This is a genomic window from Pelagibius sp., assembly GCF_965227505.1.
Lineage (GTDB): Bacteria > Pseudomonadota > Alphaproteobacteria > Kiloniellales > Kiloniellaceae > Pelagibius.
The window spans coordinates 99,299-117,783 of record NZ_OZ245757.1 but is presented as its reverse complement, the minus strand read 5'-3'; the positions used below and the strand labels follow the sequence as shown (position 1 = coordinate 117,783).

Here is an 18,485-nt window from a genome sequence, read left to right as displayed (position 1 = left end):
GCGCCGGGCCTTGCCAGCGGGCGTCCGGCCCTCCACACTCCCGCTATGACGCTTGCAGACCCCGGGCGCGACAGCCTGCAGGCAGCCGAGCTGCAGCCCCAGGCCCGCTTGAAAGCCCAGCCGGTCATCGACTGGCTGACCGACATGGGCATGCGCCGCAGCCGCATCACCATGCTGCACGACGGTTTCATCCGTCAGCTGATCTCCATCGGCATCCCCATCGACCGTTCCACCCTGCATCTGCCGCAGCTTCACCCGCAGATGCGGGCCGTCACCGTGCTCTGGGAGGCGGAGGCCGGCGGCGCCATGGAGATCCCCCGCGCCCACGGCGTCGAACAGACGGATTTCTTTATGGCCAGCCCGGTGCGGCTGGTGAACGAGGGCGGCCCGGCAATCCGCCGGCGGCTTTGCGAGCCCGACTGTCCGATGGACTTCCCCATCGTCCAGGACCTGCAGGCGGCAGGCTACCGCGATTACACGGCACGCCCCCTGCCCTTCAGCAACAAGCAGATGAACACCGTCACCTTCGCCAGCAAGAGCGAAAGCGGCTTCGACGAGCTGGACATCGCCACCATCGATGCCTGCCTTCCGGCCTTCGCCACGGTGCTCGAGCTGCGCAACGTCTACCGCACGGCCCGCACGCTGCTCCAGACCTACATCGGTGCGCGAACCAGTGACCGCCTCTTGAGCGGCACCGTCAAACGCGGCGATGTCGAGCAGATCTCTGCGGTGCTGCTCTGCTCCGACGTGCGCGGCTTTACGGCGCTGTCCGAAAACCTGCCGATGCAGGAGATCGTCGAATTGCTGGACGAGTACTTCGAGATCATGGGCACGGCGATCGTCGATACGGGCGGTGAAATCCTCAAGTTCATCGGCGACGGCCTGCTTGCCGTCTACCCCACGGACCACGCGGGCGAGGCGGCGACGGACAGCGCCTGCGCAGCGGCGATGGACGCCGCGCAGCAAGCCCTGGAGAACATCGGCAAGCTGCAGGAGCGCCGCCGGGCCGGCGGCCTGCAGACCTACGAGATCGGGATTGCCCTGCACGTCGGCGAGGTCATGTACGGCAACATCGGCGCCGCCGACCGGCTGGACTTCACCGTGATCGGGCCGGCGGTCAACCTGGTGAGCCGCATCGAGGGCCTGAACAGTACCCTCGGCCTCTCGCTCATCTACTCCGCGGCCTTTGCGGCGCATTGGGGCGGAGAGAGCCGCAGCCTCGGGGTCCACCCGCTGAAGGGCATCGCCGAAGCGCAGGAAGTCTTTACCCTGGCCGATTCCCCGGCTTGATGATTCCGGTCGGCGGGGCTATCTGCTCCGGCAGCACCGGTCCCCGGAACCCACTCGAGGGACCATAGAGACGAGAGTTCGGATCATGACCGAGACAAACCCGAAACCCATCCATGTCGTCGGCGGCGGGCTGGCCGGCAGCGAGGCGGCCTGGCAGATCGCGCGTGCCGGGGTCTCGGTCGTGCTGCACGAGATGCGCCCGGAGCGCGGGACCGATGCCCATCTGACCGACGGCCTGGCGGAGCTGGTCTGCTCCAACTCCTTCCGCAGCGACGATGCGGAAAACAACGCCGTCGGCCTGCTGCACGAGGAGATGCGGCGCCTCGGCTCCCTCATCATGGCCTGCGGCGATGCCACCAAGCTGCCCGCCGGCGGCGCGCTGGCGGTCGACCGGGTCGCCTTTTCCGACCGCGTGACGGCCCAGTTGGAAGCCGATCCCCTGGTCACCATCGAGCGGGGGGAAGTCGCCGGGCTGCCGCCGGAGGATTGGGATCAGGTCATCGTCGCCACCGGGCCCCTCACCTCGCCCGAACTGGCGGAGGCGGTGGGCCGGCTGAGCGGCGAGGAATACCTCGCCTTCTTCGATGCCATCGCCCCCATCGTCCACAAGGAGTCCATAGACTTCTCCAAGGCCTGGTTCCAGTCGCGCTACGACAAGCCGGGCCCGGGCGGCGGCACGGCGGACTACGTCAACTGCCCCCTCAACGAGGCCCAGTACGAAGCTTTCATCGCCGCGCTGCTCGAGGGCGAGAAGACCGATTTCAAGGACTGGGAGACCTCGACCCCCTACTTCGAGGGCTGCCTGCCCATCGAGGTGATGGCCGGCCGTGGGCCGGAGACCCTGCGCTTCGGGCCCATGAAGCCGGTCGGCCTGCACGACCCGCACCGCAACGAGCGGCCCTATGCCGTGGTTCAGCTGCGCCAGGACAACGCGCTGGGCACGCTCTACAATATCGTCGGCTTCCAGACCAAGCTGAAGTACGGCGAGCAGGTGCGCATCTTCCGCACCATCCCCGGCCTGGAGCAGGCGGAGTTCGCCCGCCTCGGCGGCCTGCACCGCAACACCTTCATCAACTCGCCGCAACTGCTCGACAAGGAGTTGCGCCTGAAGGCCATGCCCCGGCTGCGCTTCGCCGGCCAGATCACCGGGGTCGAGGGCTACGTCGAGTCCGCCGCCGTCGGCCTGATGGCCGGGCGCTTCGCCGCCGCCGAGCGCCAGGGTCAGGCCTTTGCCCCGCCGCCGCCGACCACCGCCCACGGCGCCCTGCTGGCCCACATCACCGGCGGTGCCGATGCGTCGACCTTCCAACCCATGAACGTGAACTTCGGGCTCTTCCCGCCGCTGATCCCACCGGAGGGCAAGCGCAAGGTGCGGAAGAAGGACCGCAAGCCGGCCATGTCGGCGCGCGCGCTCACCGATCTTGCCGCCTGGCTGACCACACCCGCCGAGGCCGCCGAGTAGCCGAGCACTGCGCCGCTAGTAGCGCCCGCGCCAGTGCGCCCAGGCCAGGCGCCAGATCTGGCCGGGCGCCTCCGCCTGCAGGTCCGGGTGAAAGGGGTCGTATCCGGCAACGTCGAGACGCCGCAGCTGCGCATCCGCCAGGGTCGCCAGCAGCAGCGGCGCACGCGCCGCCCGCGGTACCCCGGTCACCGCCCTGGCCCGCCGCAGATGCTCCGCCGCCGCGTCGCCAAGGTCCCGCGCCACGGCGCTGAGCGCCTCTGAGCCCCGCAGTTCGAAGAACTCGCCATAGTCGAGCCCGGCGGCATGGCAGAGGTCGACGGGCAGATAGAGACGCTTCTGGCGGGCGTGAAAGGGCACGGCCCGCAGCAGGCCCAGATAGGCCCAGGCGATCCCCAGGTGATGCGCAGCCCCCTCCGCCGACGCGCTTTCGACCCCAAGCACCTTCAGGGCGAGGCGCAGCAGCTGGGAGGACGTGCCGGCGGCATAGCGCTCGAGAGCCTCCAGCGTCTGTGGTGCTTCGCCCTCCAGATCGAATTCGCGCGCGGTGATGAGGGCTTCCAGCCCTTCGCGCGGCAGATCCGTCGCCGCCACCGCCCGGGCCAGAGGCTCGACCACTTCATGCGCACGGGGCGCGCCTGTGTAAATCCCTTCCAGGCTTTCACGCCACCACTGCAGGCGGATCTGGCCCAGCATCGCCTCGCTCACCACCTCCGCGGTCTTGGCGACCTCGTAGTTGAAGGCGTAGAGCGCGAAGAGGTGGTCGCGCGCCGCTGCCGGCGCGAAGAGGCAGGTCTGATAGCGGTCGCGGTCGTGTTGGCGGAGACTGGCCACATGCCCGGGCAGCGCCGCTACCATGGCCGCCGGACCGCTCTGTTGCCGTTATGGGCCGCCCCTTGGCAAGGGTTCAAGCGCACTCTAATATTTTTCACAGCGAATCCAAGTGGCTAGGCAGCAGGTTGCGTAGTCGTTTCAAGTAAAGAACCACGCTGATCTCTGCCTTGCGGCAGATCAGCCCGGCGGAAATATGGAGGGGACCCTATGGCTGGCATACTGACGTCTTTGCGCAACACGGTGATTTCGGGGTTTGTCTTGGCGGTCATCCTGGCGCTGATCTATGCCGGCATGCAGGGCTACGACGGATATAGTTTCGGTGCTTTTGTGTTCCGCTGGCTTCACGTGATCAGCGGTGTCATGTGGATCGGACTGCTGTGGTACTTCAACTTCGTTCAGATCCCCAATATGCCGAACATCCCGGACGAACAGAAGCCGGCAATCGGCAAGGTGATCGCGCCGGCCGCGCTCTGGTGGTTCCGCTGGGGCGCCATGGCGACCCTCGTCACGGGCATCATCCTGGCCGGCTTCAACGGCTATCTCGTCGAAGCCTACCTGCTGGGCCTCACCGACGGCGTGCCCAAGCACACCATGATCGGCATCGGCATGTGGCTGGGCACCATCATGTTCATCAACGTCTGGTTCGTCATCTGGCCGAACCAGAAGCGCGCTCTTGGCATCGTCGAGGCGGATGCCGACACCAAGGCGAAGTCGGCCCGCACCGCGATGCTGTTCTCGCGCACCAACACCCTGCTGTCCGTGCCCATGCTCTTCGCCATGGTCTCGGCGCAGAACCTGTTCTAAGCGGGCTTCGTCCAGAGAGGCCCGCAAACACGGCCTTGCCCGGGGCCGGAACTGCTCAGGTTCCGGCCCCGGTTTTCCGCGCCGTCCCGCATCGTTTGCCCGGACGCCTTCCCAGTCGCGAATCAATCGCAATTGCAAAACTGGCCGCTGCCCCTATCTTGTCAAGGAACGGAGGCGGCCCGGCAGGCGTCCGAGCCCCAGGAACGACTGGAAAGAGTGAGGGCCCATGGCGGGTGCGAGCATTGCAGAGGACCGGGACACCGGGAACGACAGCCTGGCGCCGGGCCGCGTCACCTTGGAGCGGGACCTGATCGACCTGCTGCTGACCCGGCGGTCGGTGGTCGCCAACCAGCTGGGCGAGCCCGGTCCCGACCGGGAACAGATGGACCTGATCCTCACCGCAGGCATCCGCGTCCCCGATCACGGCAAGATCGGCCCCTGGCGCCTTCAGGTTCTGGACAAGCAGGCGCAGGCGGCACTGGGTGACGTACTGGCCGGCGAGTTCCTGGCCCGGTTTCCGGAGGCCAATGAAAAGCAGGTGGCCTTCGAGCGGAACCGTCCGCAACGGGCGCCCGCCTTCATCGCAGTCAGCAGCCGCATCAACCGGCAACACAAGGTCCCGGAGATCGAGCAACTGCTGTCCTGCGGCGCAGTCTGCACCAATCTTTTGAACGCTGCAGTCGCGCTGGGCTTCTCGGCCCAGTGGCTGACCGAGTGGCCGGCCTACAACGAGACGGTCAAAGCAGCGCTCGGCGTGCCCGAGGATCAGCATATCATCGGCTTCATCTACATCGGCACCGCCGCCGAACCGCCGGGCGAACGCGTGCGGCCCGAGCTTGACGCGGTTGCCGAGCATCTCAGCGGACTGCCCGGGCGGAACGACGCCGAAGGCTGACTGCCGCCCGCTCGGCGGCGGAGCCTGCCGGAACCGTCACGAAGCGGTCACGAAAACGCATCGCCAGCGCCGCATTTCCGACCGCGCCCGCCGGTCATAAGGGCCTTTGGTCTGGTCAGTGATCCGGTCACGTCGATTGTCGGCTTTTGCCACCGATTCCGCTGGAAATCCCGTCAGCGATTCCTAATTCACGGCATAGCGGGCCTCTCGTGATCAGGAGAGCCAACCCTGTACGAACGAACGCCAAACGCACAGTCACAACTGACGGAAAGAAAGAGAGACGGCATGGCCTTTGAGCTTCCTTCCCTGCCTTACGCCCAAGACGCCCTGGAGCCGCATTACTCCGCGAACACGCTCAGCTTCCACCATGGCAAGCACCATGCGGCCTATGTGAACAAGCTGAACGAACTGATCGCCGGCACCGCCGATGAAGGCAAGACCCTGGAGGAAATCATCGCTTCCAGCACCGGCGGGCTGTTCAACCAGGCCGCGCAGGTCTGGAACCACACCTTCTTCTGGAACTCCATGAAGCCCGGCGGCGGTGGCGCCCCGGACGGCGCGCTGGCGCAGGCCATCGATGCGGCCTTCGGCAGCCTGGATGCCTTCAAGGAACAGTTCAAGGCCGCCGGCGTCGGCCAGTTCGGCAGCGGCTGGGTCTGGCTGGTGAAAGACAACGGCGGGCTGAAGATCGTCACCTCGGCCAATGCCGAGACGCCGCTGACCAACGGCCAGACGCCGCTTTTGACCTGCGATGTCTGGGAGCATGCCTACTATCTGGACTACCAGAACCGGCGCCCGGACTTCATACAGTCGTTCCTCGACAATCTGGTGAACTGGGAATTCGCAGCCGCGAACTTCGAGGACGTGGCCAGCGCCGCCGCCGAGTAGCGCCAACAGGCCGCGATGCCGCATCGAAAAAAGGGGCCCTCATGGGCCCCTTTTGCTTATGCGTCCCGGCGTTTTCAGGTCAGGCCCGGACTGAGTCAGTCAACGGCTATCAGTGCCGCCGCGACAGGCCGCCCTTCGGCGGCGAGGACATTGTAGGTGCGGCAGGCGGCGCCGGTATCCATGGGCTCCAGCGCCGGGCCCTGGGCCCTCACCGCTTCACGCAGGTCCGGATCGATAAAGACCATCGCCGGCCCGCAGCCAATCAGCAGCACCTCGACAGACGGGGCGTCCGTCAGCACGGTGGCGAAGTCCTCCACCACCAGCGCCGCGATATCGCGCGGCGTCCAGGCCAGAGTCCGGCCCGGCAGCACCAGGGTGTTGCCGCTGTATTGCTTGCCGGAGACACGGAAGCCGCCGCCGCCATAGCTCTCGATGATCTGCAGCCCCTCCGGGACCAGGGGGGTGACGTCCATGGCTGTCCCATCCGTGATTGCGGGCACCATTGCCCAGGGGCTCCGTCCGCTCCGATATCGGGGCCCCGGCCTGCGTCCGGCAGGCTCAGGAGGCCCGGGCGTCAGGAGGTTTGCGCCGCCCCGCCCTTGGCTTCCGCTTCATCCTCTTCGCCGCCGCGGCGCAGCTTCATGTAGGACAGCAGCGGCACCGCCAGCGCAACGGAGGAATAGGTGCCGATCACCACACCCCAGATCAGGCCGGCGGTGAACCCCTGGATGACGGCGCCGCCGAAGAAGAACAGCGCCCCCAGGGCCAGCAGCGTGGTCATCGAGGTGAGGATGGTGCGCGACAGGGTCAGGTTGAGCGCGCGGTTCAGCACCTCAACGAGCGGCAGCTTCTTGTAGCGCCGCAAAGTCTCGCGAACGCGGTCGAAAATGACCACGGTGTCGTTGATCGAGTAGCCGGCAATGGTCAGCACCGCCGCCAGGGTGGCGAGGTTGAACTCCAGCTGGGTCAGCGCGAAGAAGCCGATGGTGGCGATCACATCGTGGGCCAGAGCGACGAGCGCGGCCACGCTGAAGTGCCATTCGAAGCGGAACCAGATGTAAAGACCGATCCCCGCCAAGGCCAGAAGGGTTGCCAGCAGACCGGCCTGCTTCAGTTCGTCGCCCACCTTGGGGCCGACGAATTCCTGACGCCGGATCTCGACGCCTTCGCCCAGGGCCTCACGCACCACTTCGATGGCGCGGATCTGCTCTTCCTGGGCGCCCTCCTGGCGTTCGATGTTGATCAGTACATCGGTCGGCTCGCCGAATTCCTGCAGCGTGACTTCGCCCAGCCCGAGGCCGGAGACGCGGCTGCGCAGATCGGCCAGATTGGCCGGGCCGTCGGTGCGCACCTCCATCAGGATGCCGCCGCGGAAATCGACGCCGAAGTTGAGCCCCTGGGTGAAGAAGAGACCGATCGAGCCCAGCATCAGGCAGGCCGACATCACCAGGAACATGCCCCGCTTGCCGACGAAGTTCAGGCCGAGATCGAGGGGAAGCTTGCGGATCAGTGCCATGCTGCGCCCTCCCCTATATTGCCAGGGCCTGCGGCCGTCGCCGGCGCAGCCAGAGGATGACCAGCGAGCGGGTCAGCATGATCGCCGAGAACATGGAGGTCAGAAGACCGATGGCCAGGGTCACGGCGAAGCCCTTGATGGGGCCCGAGCCGAAATTGAACAGCAGCAGCGCGGCGATCAGCGTCGTCACGTTGGAGTCGATGATGGTGGTCAGCGCGCGCCGGTAGCCCGCATCGACCGCTGTAACCGGTCCGCGGCCGTTGCGCATCTCCTCGCGGATACGTTCGAAAATCAGGACGTTGGCGTCGACCGCCATGCCGATGGTCAAGACGATTCCGGCAATGCCCGGCAGCGTGAGGGTCGCCTGCAACACGGAGAGAGCCGCCAGCATGAGCACCAGGTTGATCAGGAGCGCAACGCTGGCCATGGCGCCGAACAGGCCGTAGATCGTCGCCATGAAGACGACCACGAAGATCATGCCGAGCACGGCTGCAATTTCGCCGGCCAGGATCGAGTCGGCGCCCAGGCCCGGCCCCACGGTCCGTTCTTCCAGGTAGTTGATCGGTGCAGGCAGCGCTCCGGCCCGCAGCAACAGCGCCAAATCCTGCGCCTCCTGAATGGTAAAGGTGCCGGAAATCACGCCGCTGCCGCCGATGATCGGCTCGCGGATCCGCGGCGCAGAAATCACCCGCTCGTCGAGAACGATGGCGAAAAGCCGGCCGACGTTCTCGGTCGTGGCATCACCGAAGCGTTTGGCGCCCTGGGTATCGAAGCGGAAGCTGACGACCGGCAGGCCGTCCTGGAAGGTCTGCTGGGCATCGACCAGACGGTCGCCGCTGACCATGACGCGCTTACTGACCGGATAGGCATCGGGCTCGCCCGGCCCCGGTTCGTCGGCCGGCAGCACCTCGACCGAGGGCGGGACACGCCCGCCCGTTGTAAAGCTGTCGTGCACGAAGCGGAAGCTGAGCACCGCCGTCTCGCCGATCAGCGCCTTGATGCGCTCCGGGTCCTCGACGCCGGGAAGCTGGATCAGGATGCGGTCGTCGCCATGGCGCTGGATCGAGGGTTCTTTGGTGCCGGTCTCGTCAATGCGCCGGCGGATCACCTCCATCGCCTGATTGACGACGTTGGTGGCACGCTCGCGAATACCCTGTTCGGAAATCGTCACCCGGAAGGTGCCGTTGTTGTTGTCGATGTCCAGACTGCGGAGGATGGTCTCGGCAATAGCCTGGCGCGCGCGCCCGGAGTCGTCCGGGTTGACCAGCGTGAACCCTGCCGCCAGTCCGAACAGCCCCCAGTCCGTCGCTTCGACGCCGCGTTGGGCCAACGCCCCTTTCAGTTCTTCGACCAGGTTCTCGCGGTCCTCCTCGAAGACCGTGGGGAGGTCGACCTCCAGCAGCAGATAGGAGCCGCCGCGCAGGTCGAGGCCGAGGTTGACCTGTTGGTGCGGCACCCAGCCCGGCAGGCTCTCCGCGTCCCTGGCGCCCAGGAGATTGGGCGAGGCATAGGCGAAACCCGCCACAACGACCAGAATGATCAGGATTACTTGCCAGCGTGGGATGTTGACCATGACCGTCGTCGCTTTCTAGGGGCTGCCTGGCGAGGCTGCGGCGAAGCCGTCCGCTTAGGGCTTGTCGTTGGGGCGCTTGGCACCACCACCGAAGAGACCGCCCAGGATGCTCTTCGGCTTGTCGCCCCCGGCATCGTTTGCGGCCTTCGGTGCGCCGCCCTTGTTCGGCGCCGCTTCGGTGCGGCTCATCACATCCTGGATTGTATGCCGCACGGCGCGTACCCGCACCCCTTCGGCCAGTTCCAACTGGACCTCGGTGTCGCTCAGCACCTTGGTGACCGTGCCGATCAGTCCGCCTGAAGTGACCACCTTGTCGCCGCGGCGCAGGGCCTGCACCATTTCACGGTGCATCTTCACTTTCTTCTGCTGCGGGCGGATCAGCAGGAAATAGAAGACCACGAAGATCAGGATGATGGGCAGGAAGGACGTGAAGAGATCGGCTCCACCGCCACCTGCGGCCTGGGCGTAGGCCGGTGAAATCAGCATGATTTAGACCTTTTCCGAGCAGTCAGACCGGCGGACTATACCCGCAAGCCCGCGAATTGCAACGCCACCCGGGATAGACGCGAAACGGCCGGGACCCGATTGACCCCACGCAAAGCAGGTATTAGCTTTTGCGCAAAAATTCAATCTCTTGCCCGCATTTCTTTGGAAAATCCATGAACGAACCCGTCAGTGAGCGCCTCGATCCCTTACTCCAGCGCATCGCCGAGGCCTTGGAGCGAATCGCCCCCGCGCCCTCTTCTCGCGTCGATCTCGGCGCCGCCGATGGATTCATCTGGCAGCCCGAGGCCGACCGGCTGGAGCCGGTGTTGCAGATAAATCGGGTCGACTTCGTGCTTCTGCAAGGGATAGGGCGCCAGGCGGAGACTCTGTACGAGAACACCCGCCGCTTTGCCCAGGGCCTGCCGGCCAACAACGCCCTGCTCTGGGGCGCCAGGGGCATGGGCAAGTCGTCGCTGGTCAAGGCCGTGCACGCCCGGGTCAATGCGGAGACGGCATCCGGGACCCGGCAGGCCCCCAGACTTGCCCTCGTGGAGATCCACCGAGAAGACATTCCCAGCCTGCCGCGCCTCCTGCAACTGCTGCGCGGCACCGAGCGGCCCTGCGTGCTGTTCTGCGACGACCTCAGCTTCGACGGCGGGGATGCGAGCTACAAGTCGCTGAAGGCGGTCCTGGAGGGCGGCATCGAGGGCCGGCCGGCCAACGTCATCTTCTACGCCACCTCCAACCGCCGCCACCTGATGCCGCGCGACATGATCGAGAACGAGCGCTCCACGGCCATCCATACCTCCGAAGCGGTGGAGGAGAAGGTCAGCCTCTCCGACCGCTTCGGTCTCTGGCTCGGCTTTCACAACTGCGACCAGGACACCTACTTCGCGATGATCGAAGGCTATGCGAAGCGCTATGGTCTGGAGATGCCGCAGGACCAGCTCCAGGCAGAAGCCAAGGAATGGGCCGTGACCCGGGGCGGGCGCTCCGGCCGCGTCGCCTGGCAGTTCATCCAGGACCTCGCCGGCCGTCTCGGCAAGCGCCTGGAGGACTGACCGCACCCTTCGAGACGGCGCTGCCGCGCCTCCTCAGGGTGAGGCTCAACTTCACCTCATGCTGAGGAGGGCCGCAGGCCCGTCTCGAAGCATGGCCAAGGGTCAGGGTTGCGGCGCTTCCTTGCGGTCGTGCATGCCGTAGTCGCGGATGACAGAGGCGATGCGCAGGCGGTAGTCCTGGAAGATCTCGGTGCGGCCCCGGCCCTGGGCGGCCTGGTGTTCGGCGTGGTGGCGCCAGCGGATCAAGGCCTCCTCATCGCGCCAGAACGACAGCGACAGAATCTTTCCCTCATCGGTCAGGCTCGCGAAGCGCTCGATCGAGATGAAGCCGTCCATCTTCTCCAGCTCGCTGCGCAGCGAAGCGGCGATGTCCAGATAGTCTCCCTTGCGGCCGTCCTTTGGCCGCACCTCGAAGATTACGACGTGCAAGATCCGGCTTCCCTGTGTTGTGTCTGACTGCCGCCAGCATTGCTGGCGGCGCCCCCCGAGGCCAGCGCCGGTGCTTTGGCGATCATCGAAGTATGGATGTTCAGTTGCCGGCGGTAGGTTTCGCAGCGGCAGGCTTGGCAGCCGTTGTGGGACGCGGTCCCAGCATGGTCTCCGGATTGACCGCCCGCGTGCCGCGGCGCACTTCGAAGTGCAGCTGCGGGCGTCCAACGGAACCACTGGACCCGACCCGGGCGATGGTCTGCCCGCGGCTCACCACGTCGCCGGCCACGACCAGCAGCTTCTCGTTGTGGGCATAGGCGGTGATCCAGCCATCCGCGTGCTTGACGAGCAGCAGCTTGCCGAAGCCCCTCAGTTCCTCGCCGGCGTAGGCAACGACGCCGTTTTCGGCGGCGCGCACCGGTGTGCCGCGCGGCGCGGCGATGTTGATGCCGTCGTTGTGAACGCCGTCCGCCTTGCCGCCGAAGGAAGACAGAACCGGCCCCTGCACGGGCCAGAGGAAGGTCGACTGCGCGCGCGGCGGCGGCTTGTCCGTGGTGCCGCGCTTGGCGATGGCGGGCTGCGCCCTTTGCGGTGCCGGCGCCAGCGTCTTGCCCGGCGGGGGCTTCGGCAGGGCTGCGGTCTGACGTCCCGGGGCTGCCGGGTTGGCGGTCGCAGCGCCGCCGGCCCGTGGCTGTGCTGCCGTCGCAACCACCGATGCTGCAGGGCTGCTGCCCGGTTGCGGGAGGATCAGTTTCTGCCCCAGCGGAATGGTATAGGGCGCCTCGATACCGTTCAGGCGCACCAGTGCGCTGCGGTCCACCTGATAGCGCCGGGCGATGTTGAAGACGGTGTCGCCGGGCGCCACGACGTGAACCTTGGCCTGCGGGATCGTGAGGCTCTGCCCCAGCGCCAGCCTGTAGGGCGGCTGCAGACCATTGGCGTCGATCACCGCGCGGATCGGCAGCCCGAAGCGCCGGGCAATGCCGTAGAGGCTGTCACCCTTCGCCACCACGTAGCGCCCATCTGCGGGGACCGCCTGCGCAGCGGGCTGGGCAATCGGCTGAGCCTGGGCTGCAGCCGGCTGGGCCAACGGTTGGGCCATCGGCTCCACCACCTGCCGCTGCGGCGGCAGCGGCGCGGCCTGGGCCTGCGGTGCCGCGCCCAAAGGTGCGAGGGGCTCCACGCTCACTGTCATTCCCGCCCGTGGCGCCGCCGCCGTTTCCAGGGGCGCAATGGGTTCACTGAGGGCCGCGAAGTTAACCGGCGGCGCTGGCTTGCGCTGCGGCAGCTGGGGCGGATCTTTCGGCGTCTGGAAGTTCGCATCCCGATAGACCGGCGTCAGGTTGCAGGCGGAGAGCACCAGCGCCACGGAGGTCAACACAGCAATCTTGAACAGCTTCATGCCAGGCTCCCGCCCCTCTGGGCAAAGTAGGCCTCTTCCTCGGGGACGCCTTCAACCAGGGGAACGAAGCGCACGTCGCCCAGGTGTTCCTCGACAATGTCCGCGCCTTCGCGCCGCAGCGACAGCAGGGCCTGGTCGCGCGAACTGCGGCCGACCGGCAGCACCATGCGCCCGCCCTCGGCCAGTTGGTCGACCAGAGCCGCCGGCACGTCGGTGGCCGCGGCGGTAATCATGATGCGGTCGAAGGGCGCCTGTTCCGGCCATCCCTTCCAGCCGTCGCCGTGGCGCGTCGTGATGTTGTGCAGGCGCAGATCGAGGAAGCGCCGCTCCGCCGTCTCCAGGAGGTCCTTGAAGCGTTCGATGGTGTAGACCCGGCGGCAGAGCCGCGAAAGGACAGCAGCCTGGTAGCCGGAGCCGGTGCCGATCTCCAGCACCTTGGTGCGGCGGCTGGCGCCGAGCGCCTGGGTCATCAGGGCGACGACCTGCGGCTGGCTGAGCGTCTGGCCCTGGCCGATGGGAATGGCCACGTTTTCATAGGCCTGATGACGGAAACTGTCGGGGGTGAAGGCCTCCCGCGGAATGCGCTCGATGGCTGAGAGAACGTCGGTATCGGCGATACCGCCGCGCCGCAGTTCCATGATCAGCCGGATCTTGCGCGAGGCCACCATCAGCCGAAGACCTCTCTCAGGGACTTCATGCTTGCCCGGTGCGTCAGGTCCAGATGCAGGGGTGTAACCGAAATCCCGCCCTTGGCCGTGACCGCCAGATCGCTGTCGCGCTCCTCGGAGGTGTCCACCTGGTAGCCGCCGATCCACAGGAAGCGCCGGCCCGAAGGATCGAAAGTCTCGTTGACGGTCGTCCCCTCGTCGCGGCGCCCCTGGCGGCAGACCTCGATGCCGGTGACGTCCTCCGGCGCCACCGCCGGAAAGTTCACGTTCACCAGCAGGTCCTTGGTCCAGCGCATCTTTACCAGTCTGCGGACGATATCCGGCAGAAAAGCCTCCGGCACCTTCCAGCGGGCGATGCCGTCTTCCCCGCGCCGCTGGGAAAAGGCGATGGCTGGGATGCCCAGCAGGGCCGCCTCCATGGTCGCGGCGATGGTGCCGGAATAGGTCACGTCCTCGGCCAGGTTGCCGCCGTCGTTGATGCCGGAGAGCACGAGGTCGGGCAGCCGGTCGGCCAGGATGCGGTGGTGCGCCACCAGCACGCAGTCGGTGGGCGTGCCGTCCACGGAGAAGCGCTTGGGTCCGAGGCGGCGCTCCCGCAGCGGCCGGCGCAGGGTCAGCGAATGGCTGGTCGCCGACTGCTCGCTTTCTGGCGCCACCACCCAGACGTCGTCGCTCAGGGTCTTGGCGAGCTTCACCAGCACCTTCAGGCCCGGCGCGTTGATGCCGTCGTCGTTGGTGACGAGGATGCGCGCGCGCTTCAGATTGATCGCTCTGCTAGCCATGGTCGCCGATCACCTCCAGCCCGCCCATGTAGGGTCGCAGGGCGTCCGGCACGGTGATGCTGCCGTTGCCCTGCTGGTAGTTTTCCATCACCGCGATCAGCGCGCGGCCCACCGCGACGCCGGAGCCGTTAAGGCTATGTACGAAGCGGGTGCCCTTTTCATCCACGGGCCGATAGCGCGCCTTCATGCGCCGCGCCTGGAAATCCAGGCAGTTGGAGCAGCTCGAGATTTCGCGGTAGGCCTTCTGCCCGGGCAGCCAGACTTCGACGTCATAGGTCTTGGCAGCCCCGAAGCCGATGTCGCCGGTGGAGAGGACCATCACCCGGTACGGCAGGCCGAGGCGTTTCATGACCTCCTCGGCGCAGCCCACCATGCGCTCGTGCTCGGCGGCGGAATCCTCGGGCCGCGTGATGGAGACGAGTTCCACCTTCTCGAACTGGTGCTGGCGCAGCATGCCGCGGGTGTCGCGGCCGGCCGAGCCCGCCTCGGAGCGGAAGCAGGGCGTAAGCGCCGTCACACGGATCGGCAGCGCCTCTGACTCCAGGATCTCACCGGCCACCAGATTGGTCAGCGGCACCTCCGCCGTCGGGATCAGCCAGTGGTCGCTGGTGGTGCGGAACTGGTCCTCGGCGAACTTCGGCAACTGCCCGGTACCGTAGAGCACATGGTCGCGCACCAGCAGCGGCGGTGCGACCTCTTCATAGCCGTGCTCGGTGGTGTGCAGGTCGATCATGAACTGCGCCAGCGCCCGGTGCAGGCGCGCGATCTGTCCGCGCATCACGACAAAGCGCGAGCCGGAGAGCTTGGCTGCGGTCTCGAAGTCCAGGAACCCCAGCGCCTCGCCCAGCTCGTAGTGCTCCTTTGGCGGAAAAGCGAAATCGGCCGGCGCCAGATGCTCGCGCAGGCACACGTTGGCATCCTCGTCCGCCCCTTCGGGCACGTCCGGGAGCGTCGGGTTGGGAATGCCGCTCAAGAGCTCGCTGAGTTCGGCATTGAGGCGCCGCTCGGCGTCCTCGGCCTCGGCCATCCTGGTCTTGAGCCCGGAGACCTCCTCCATCAGGGCGGCGGCATCCTCGCCCTTGCGCTTGGCCTCGCCGATGGCTTTCGACGCTTCGTTGCGGCGCGTCTGCATCGCCTGCAGTTCGGCCTGGGTCGCCCGGTGCCGGGAGTCGATGGACAGCACGGCCTCCGACAGCGGGTCGAGGCCGCGGCGCTTCAGCGCGGCGTCGAGGGCTTCGGGCTCGTCGCGAATCCATTTGATGTCCAGCATGGGCGGTCTGTCGAATCGGGTCTGTTGCTAAGCGAATCGAAGGACTTATACGGTCCCCGCGCGGGGCCTGTCCACGATGGACTGGCCCGATTCGCCCAACAAATGACATCCTCAGAGCGCCGAGTCCTTCACGGAAAACCGCAGCCTCCGGGCCGAAGCCCCTCGCCCGATTCGGCAATTTCGCCGAAGGTAAAGTGATCTGTGAAGAAGCGCAGCCGGGGGCGCCCGTCAGGCGCCGGTCGGCGGTCAGGTGGTCGCCGGGGTGGTGCCGCCGCTCTGCCCACCGCTCTCCGGGCCACTGTCATCGCCACTGCCGTCACCGCCCAGTTCGTCATCATCCAGGTCGTCGTACTCGTCCTTCGGACGGCTGCGCTCGACCCACTTGGCCATGTAGATGGAGACCTCGTAGAGCAGCACGATGGGGATCGCGAGGGAGAGCTGGCTGATCGGATCCGGCGGTGTGAAGATCGCCGCAAAGATGAAGACGCCGACGATGGCGTACTTGCGCTTGGCCGCCATGCCCTTGGAGGTGGCAAGGCCGACCCTTGCCAGAAGGGTCATGATGACCGGAAGCTGAAAGCAGAGCCCGAAGGCGAAGATCAGCTTCATCATCAGCGAGAAGTACTCGGCCACCCGCTGTTCCAGTTCGATGGGCAGGTTGCCGTCGCCGCCTGACGTCTCGAAGGCGATGAAGAACTCCACGACGAAAGGAAAGATGATCCAGTAGACCAGACCGCCGCCGAGGAAGAACAGGAAGGGCGTCGCCGCCAGGAAGGGCGCGAAGGCCGCCTTCTCGTGCTTGTAGAGGCCGGGCGCAACGAACAGCCAGAGCTGCATGAGAAAGACCGGCGCGCAGATGAAGGCGGCGGCGAAGAAGGCAACCTTGACGTAGGTGAAGAAGACCTCGGTCAGATTGGTGAAGATCAGGCGCGGCGGACGGTTGTCCTCCCGCCCCTCGAGCAGAACGTCGGCCAGCGGCCTCGCCAGAAAATCGAAGATCTGTTCGGCAAAAAAGAAGCAGACCAGGAAGACCACCAGAAGCGACGCAACACTCCACAGCATGCGCTGGCGCAGCTCGATCAGATGATCGAGCAACGGCATCTTCTTCTCGTCGGGGGCCTCGGTCACCGTGGTCATGCCGACTGCTTACTGTCCTGCTTTGATGCGGGCGCCGGCTCCGGGGATGGAGCTTCGGTATCCGCCGGCCTGCCCGTGTCCAGGGAATGGGGGGGCGCCACCGCTGCGGCCGGTTTGGGCATCAGGGCCGAGGCCTTGGCCGCATTGCTGTCATCAGACGGCTCAGCCGTCGCGCCCTCCGCCGTCTCTTGCTTTGCGGGCTCTTCGCGCCGTGCCTCGCGCTCGATGTCGCGGACTTCTTCGGCCACGTCCCCGGTGGGGTCGATCGCATTGCTGATCGTCTTCTCGAGATTGCCGCGCCGGGTTTCCTCCAGCATTTTCCGGGCATCGTCGAGTTCGGCTTCGCGGACCATGTCGTCGATCCCCGACTGGAACTCGCGCGTCAGCGAACGCGCCTTGCGCACCCACTGCGAGACGGTCTTCAGCGTTCCGGGAAGATCTTTCGGTCCGATGACGATGAGGGCGATCAGTGCGATCACCATCATCTCGGTCCAGCCGATATCAAACATGGCCGCCCGTCAATTCAGGGAAAAGACTCAAAGCACGGCTTGAGGAGAGCCCTCAGCCGTTTGCAGCCTTGTCCTTTTCCTCGGTGGACGCCATGGCCGGCGCGTCCTGGTCGATCACCTTGGTGTCATCGCCCTCGGCGGCCTTGTCCTTGGCCTTCTGGTCTTCTTTCAGGCCCTTCTTGAAGGCGTTGATTCCCTGCCCCATGTCGCGCATCAGCTTGGGAATCTTCCCGCCGCCGCCGAAAAGGACAAGAACAACCACCAGCACAATGAGCCAGTGCCAAATACTAAAGGTTCCCATTCCGGGATCTCCTTGCTTTTGTCGTGAGGCCTCTTGTGGCGGACTATGGCAAAAAGGCCCGTACGCCGCAACGATCCTGGCCAACAGGGTTAATCCGTCTCCCGCGGAAAAACAAAGGCTTGCGAGCGATCAAGATCGACCCGAAGACGCTCGTTCTCAGGTGGCAAAAACCGCCCGGGCACTCGAGCATGGAAGTGTGTCTCCTGATCGGCTACGTCAAGCGCGCGGATATGGATGAGGCTGGTGCGGCCCATCAGCCGCGCCGCCATCACCTCGACCGCCTGCTGCACCGCGCCATGGCTGCCGTTGGCGCCGGTGACGGGGCCGAGGCGCAGGGCCTCCGGGCGGATCAGGACCTCCACCGGCGTCCCCTCCGCGAGCCCGCCGGCATCGATCATGCCGAAGGGTGTGGATACCTGTCCGGTGTCAACAATGCCTTCCAAATAATTGATTTCACCGAAGAAAGAGGCCACAAAAGCGTCCACAGGCTGGTAGTAGAGTTCCGCCGGCGTCCCCTCCTGCACGACACGCCCCTCCCGCATCAGGGCGATGCGGTCAGCCATGAACATGGCCTCCTCCGGGTCGTGGGTCACCATCAGCGTCGTGGCACCGCTTTCCTTCAACACATGCAGCGTCTCGTCGCGCACCTTGTTGCGCAGCCGGGCATCGAGGTTGGAAAAGGGCTCGTCGAGCAGCATCAGGCGCGGCCGCGGCGCCAGCGCCCGCGCCAGGGCCACCCGCTGCTGCTGACCGCCGGAAAGCGTGTGAGGATAGGCTTCCGCGGACTGGGCCATGCCCACCCGCTCCAAAGCCTCCAGAACCCGGGCCCGGCGCTCCGCGGCGGTAAGGCCCTTGAGCCCGAAGGCGACGTTCGCGGCGATCGTCAGATGGGGAAAGAGGGCATAGTCCTGAAAGACCAGGCCGACAGAGCGGTCTTCCGGCGGCAGATCCCGGCCCGTGTCGGCCACAACCTCGCCGCCGATCAGAACGCGGCCGCGCTGCAATGGCTCCAGCCCCGCAGCCACCCGCAGCGCCGTCGTCTTTCCGCAACCGGAGGGACCCAGGAGGCAGACCACCTCGCCTGGAGATAGGGAGAGGCTGAGATCGTCGACCGCCTGGAGACTGCCGAAGGCATGACTGACGTGCTCAAGAACGAGGGCTGATGGGACTGGCGCTTGCAT

General features: G+C 66.3%; 20 protein-coding genes. 6 read left to right on the top strand and 14 right to left on the bottom strand.

What is annotated here, in order from left to right:
• The first annotated feature begins 45 nt into the window (after positions 1 to 45).
• A complete protein-coding gene (locus ACO06P_RS00540; RefSeq protein ID WP_420348068.1) occupies positions 46 to 1,290 on the top strand; it encodes an adenylate/guanylate cyclase domain-containing protein in 1,245 nt (414 codons plus the stop codon).
• Between the two features lie 85 nt (positions 1,291 to 1,375).
• Entirely contained in the window at positions 1,376 to 2,752 is a 1,377-nt protein-coding gene (trmFO, locus tag ACO06P_RS00535) for a methylenetetrahydrofolate--tRNA-(uracil(54)-C(5))-methyltransferase (FADH(2)-oxidizing) TrmFO (RefSeq protein WP_420348067.1), read from the top strand.
• 15 nt (positions 2,753 to 2,767) lie between these two features.
• On the opposite strand, the gene ACO06P_RS00530 is transcribed toward trmFO, so the two are convergent.
• The gene (locus tag ACO06P_RS00530; protein WP_420348066.1) at positions 2,768 to 3,607 is read right to left on the bottom strand and encodes a phytoene/squalene synthase family protein; all 840 of its coding nucleotides are present in this window, start codon (positions 3,605 to 3,607) and stop codon (positions 2,768 to 2,770) included.
• Positions 3,608 to 3,790: 183 nt separating this feature from the next.
• On the opposite strand from ACO06P_RS00530, the gene ACO06P_RS00525 reads away from it, so the two are divergent.
• From ACO06P_RS00525 to ACO06P_RS00515, 3 genes are all read left to right on the top strand, one after another.
• Positions 3,791 to 4,387 (top strand): urate hydroxylase PuuD, encoded by a 597-nt coding sequence (locus ACO06P_RS00525; protein WP_420348065.1) that lies wholly within the window; start codon positions 3,791 to 3,793, stop codon positions 4,385 to 4,387.
• A gap of 226 nt (positions 4,388 to 4,613) precedes the next feature.
• A complete protein-coding gene (locus ACO06P_RS00520) occupies positions 4,614 to 5,282 on the top strand; it encodes a nitroreductase family protein (protein WP_420348064.1) in 669 nt (222 codons plus the stop codon).
• A 285-nt stretch (positions 5,283 to 5,567) separates the two neighbouring features.
• Positions 5,568 to 6,170: a superoxide dismutase gene (locus ACO06P_RS00515; RefSeq protein ID WP_420348063.1), complete on the top strand. Its 603-nt coding sequence runs from the start codon at positions 5,568 to 5,570 to the stop codon at positions 6,168 to 6,170.
• A gap of 95 nt (positions 6,171 to 6,265) precedes the next feature.
• Here the strand turns inward: ACO06P_RS00515 and ACO06P_RS00510 are convergent, their stop codons facing one another.
• The 4 genes from ACO06P_RS00510 to yajC form a co-directional block, all read right to left on the bottom strand.
• Entirely contained in the window at positions 6,266 to 6,643 is a 378-nt protein-coding gene (locus tag ACO06P_RS00510) for an Mth938-like domain-containing protein (RefSeq protein WP_420348062.1), read from the bottom strand.
• Positions 6,644 to 6,744: 101 nt separating this feature from the next.
• Positions 6,745 to 7,686 carry a protein translocase subunit SecF gene (gene secF / locus ACO06P_RS00505; protein WP_420348061.1) on the bottom strand — a complete coding sequence of 314 codons (942 nt, stop codon included), beginning with the start codon at positions 7,684 to 7,686 and terminating at the stop codon, positions 6,745 to 6,747.
• A gap of 13 nt (positions 7,687 to 7,699) precedes the next feature.
• Positions 7,700 to 9,259: a protein translocase subunit SecD gene (secD, locus tag ACO06P_RS00500; RefSeq protein ID WP_420348060.1), complete on the bottom strand. Its 1,560-nt coding sequence runs from the start codon at positions 9,257 to 9,259 to the stop codon at positions 7,700 to 7,702.
• Between the two features lie 54 nt (positions 9,260 to 9,313).
• Positions 9,314 to 9,745 carry a preprotein translocase subunit YajC gene (yajC, locus tag ACO06P_RS00495; RefSeq protein WP_420348059.1) on the bottom strand — a complete coding sequence of 144 codons (432 nt, stop codon included), beginning with the start codon at positions 9,743 to 9,745 and terminating at the stop codon, positions 9,314 to 9,316.
• Between the two features lie 173 nt (positions 9,746 to 9,918).
• On the opposite strand from yajC, the gene ACO06P_RS00490 reads away from it, so the two are divergent.
• Positions 9,919 to 10,806, top strand: coding sequence for an ATP-binding protein (locus tag ACO06P_RS00490; RefSeq protein WP_420348058.1), 888 nt, complete (start codon positions 9,919 to 9,921; stop codon positions 10,804 to 10,806).
• Between the two features lie 102 nt (positions 10,807 to 10,908).
• Here ACO06P_RS00490 and ACO06P_RS00485 read toward each other — a convergent pair whose 3' ends face one another.
• The 9 genes from ACO06P_RS00485 to ACO06P_RS00445 all read right to left on the bottom strand — a co-directional run bounded on the left by ACO06P_RS00485 (position 10,909) and on the right by ACO06P_RS00445 (position 18,485).
• Entirely contained in the window at positions 10,909 to 11,235 is a 327-nt protein-coding gene (locus ACO06P_RS00485) for an antibiotic biosynthesis monooxygenase family protein (protein ID WP_420348057.1), read from the bottom strand.
• A gap of 100 nt (positions 11,236 to 11,335) precedes the next feature.
• Complete coding sequence (locus ACO06P_RS00480) at positions 11,336 to 12,637, bottom strand: peptidoglycan DD-metalloendopeptidase family protein (RefSeq protein WP_420348056.1); 1,302 nt, start codon at positions 12,635 to 12,637, stop codon at positions 11,336 to 11,338.
• Complete coding sequence (locus tag ACO06P_RS00475) at positions 12,634 to 13,308, bottom strand: protein-L-isoaspartate(D-aspartate) O-methyltransferase (protein ID WP_420349679.1); 675 nt, start codon at positions 13,306 to 13,308, stop codon at positions 12,634 to 12,636. The genes ACO06P_RS00480 and ACO06P_RS00475 overlap by 4 nt, the downstream gene beginning before the upstream one ends.
• Positions 13,305 to 14,087, bottom strand: coding sequence for a 5'/3'-nucleotidase SurE (surE, locus tag ACO06P_RS00470; protein WP_420348055.1), 783 nt, complete (start codon positions 14,085 to 14,087; stop codon positions 13,305 to 13,307). Before surE ends, ACO06P_RS00475 begins: the two co-directional genes overlap by 4 nt.
• Entirely contained in the window at positions 14,080 to 15,357 is a 1,278-nt protein-coding gene (gene serS / locus ACO06P_RS00465) for a serine--tRNA ligase (RefSeq protein ID WP_420348054.1), read from the bottom strand. Before serS ends, surE begins: the two co-directional genes overlap by 8 nt.
• 246 nt (positions 15,358 to 15,603) lie before the next feature.
• Positions 15,604 to 16,494, bottom strand: a complete 891-nt coding sequence (gene tatC, locus ACO06P_RS00460) for a twin-arginine translocase subunit TatC (RefSeq protein ID WP_420348053.1) — start codon at positions 16,492 to 16,494, stop codon at positions 15,604 to 15,606.
• Positions 16,491 to 17,003 carry a Sec-independent protein translocase protein TatB gene (gene tatB, locus ACO06P_RS00455; protein ID WP_420348052.1) on the bottom strand — a complete coding sequence of 171 codons (513 nt, stop codon included), beginning with the start codon at positions 17,001 to 17,003 and terminating at the stop codon, positions 16,491 to 16,493. Before tatB ends, tatC begins: the two co-directional genes overlap by 4 nt.
• Positions 17,004 to 17,055: 52 nt before the next feature.
• Positions 17,056 to 17,304 (bottom strand): twin-arginine translocase TatA/TatE family subunit, encoded by a 249-nt coding sequence (locus tag ACO06P_RS00450; RefSeq protein ID WP_420348051.1) that lies wholly within the window; start codon positions 17,302 to 17,304, stop codon positions 17,056 to 17,058.
• Positions 17,305 to 17,393: 89 nt separating this feature from the next.
• Positions 17,394 to 18,485: an ABC transporter ATP-binding protein gene (locus tag ACO06P_RS00445; RefSeq protein ID WP_420348050.1), complete on the bottom strand. Its 1,092-nt coding sequence runs from the start codon at positions 18,483 to 18,485 to the stop codon at positions 17,394 to 17,396.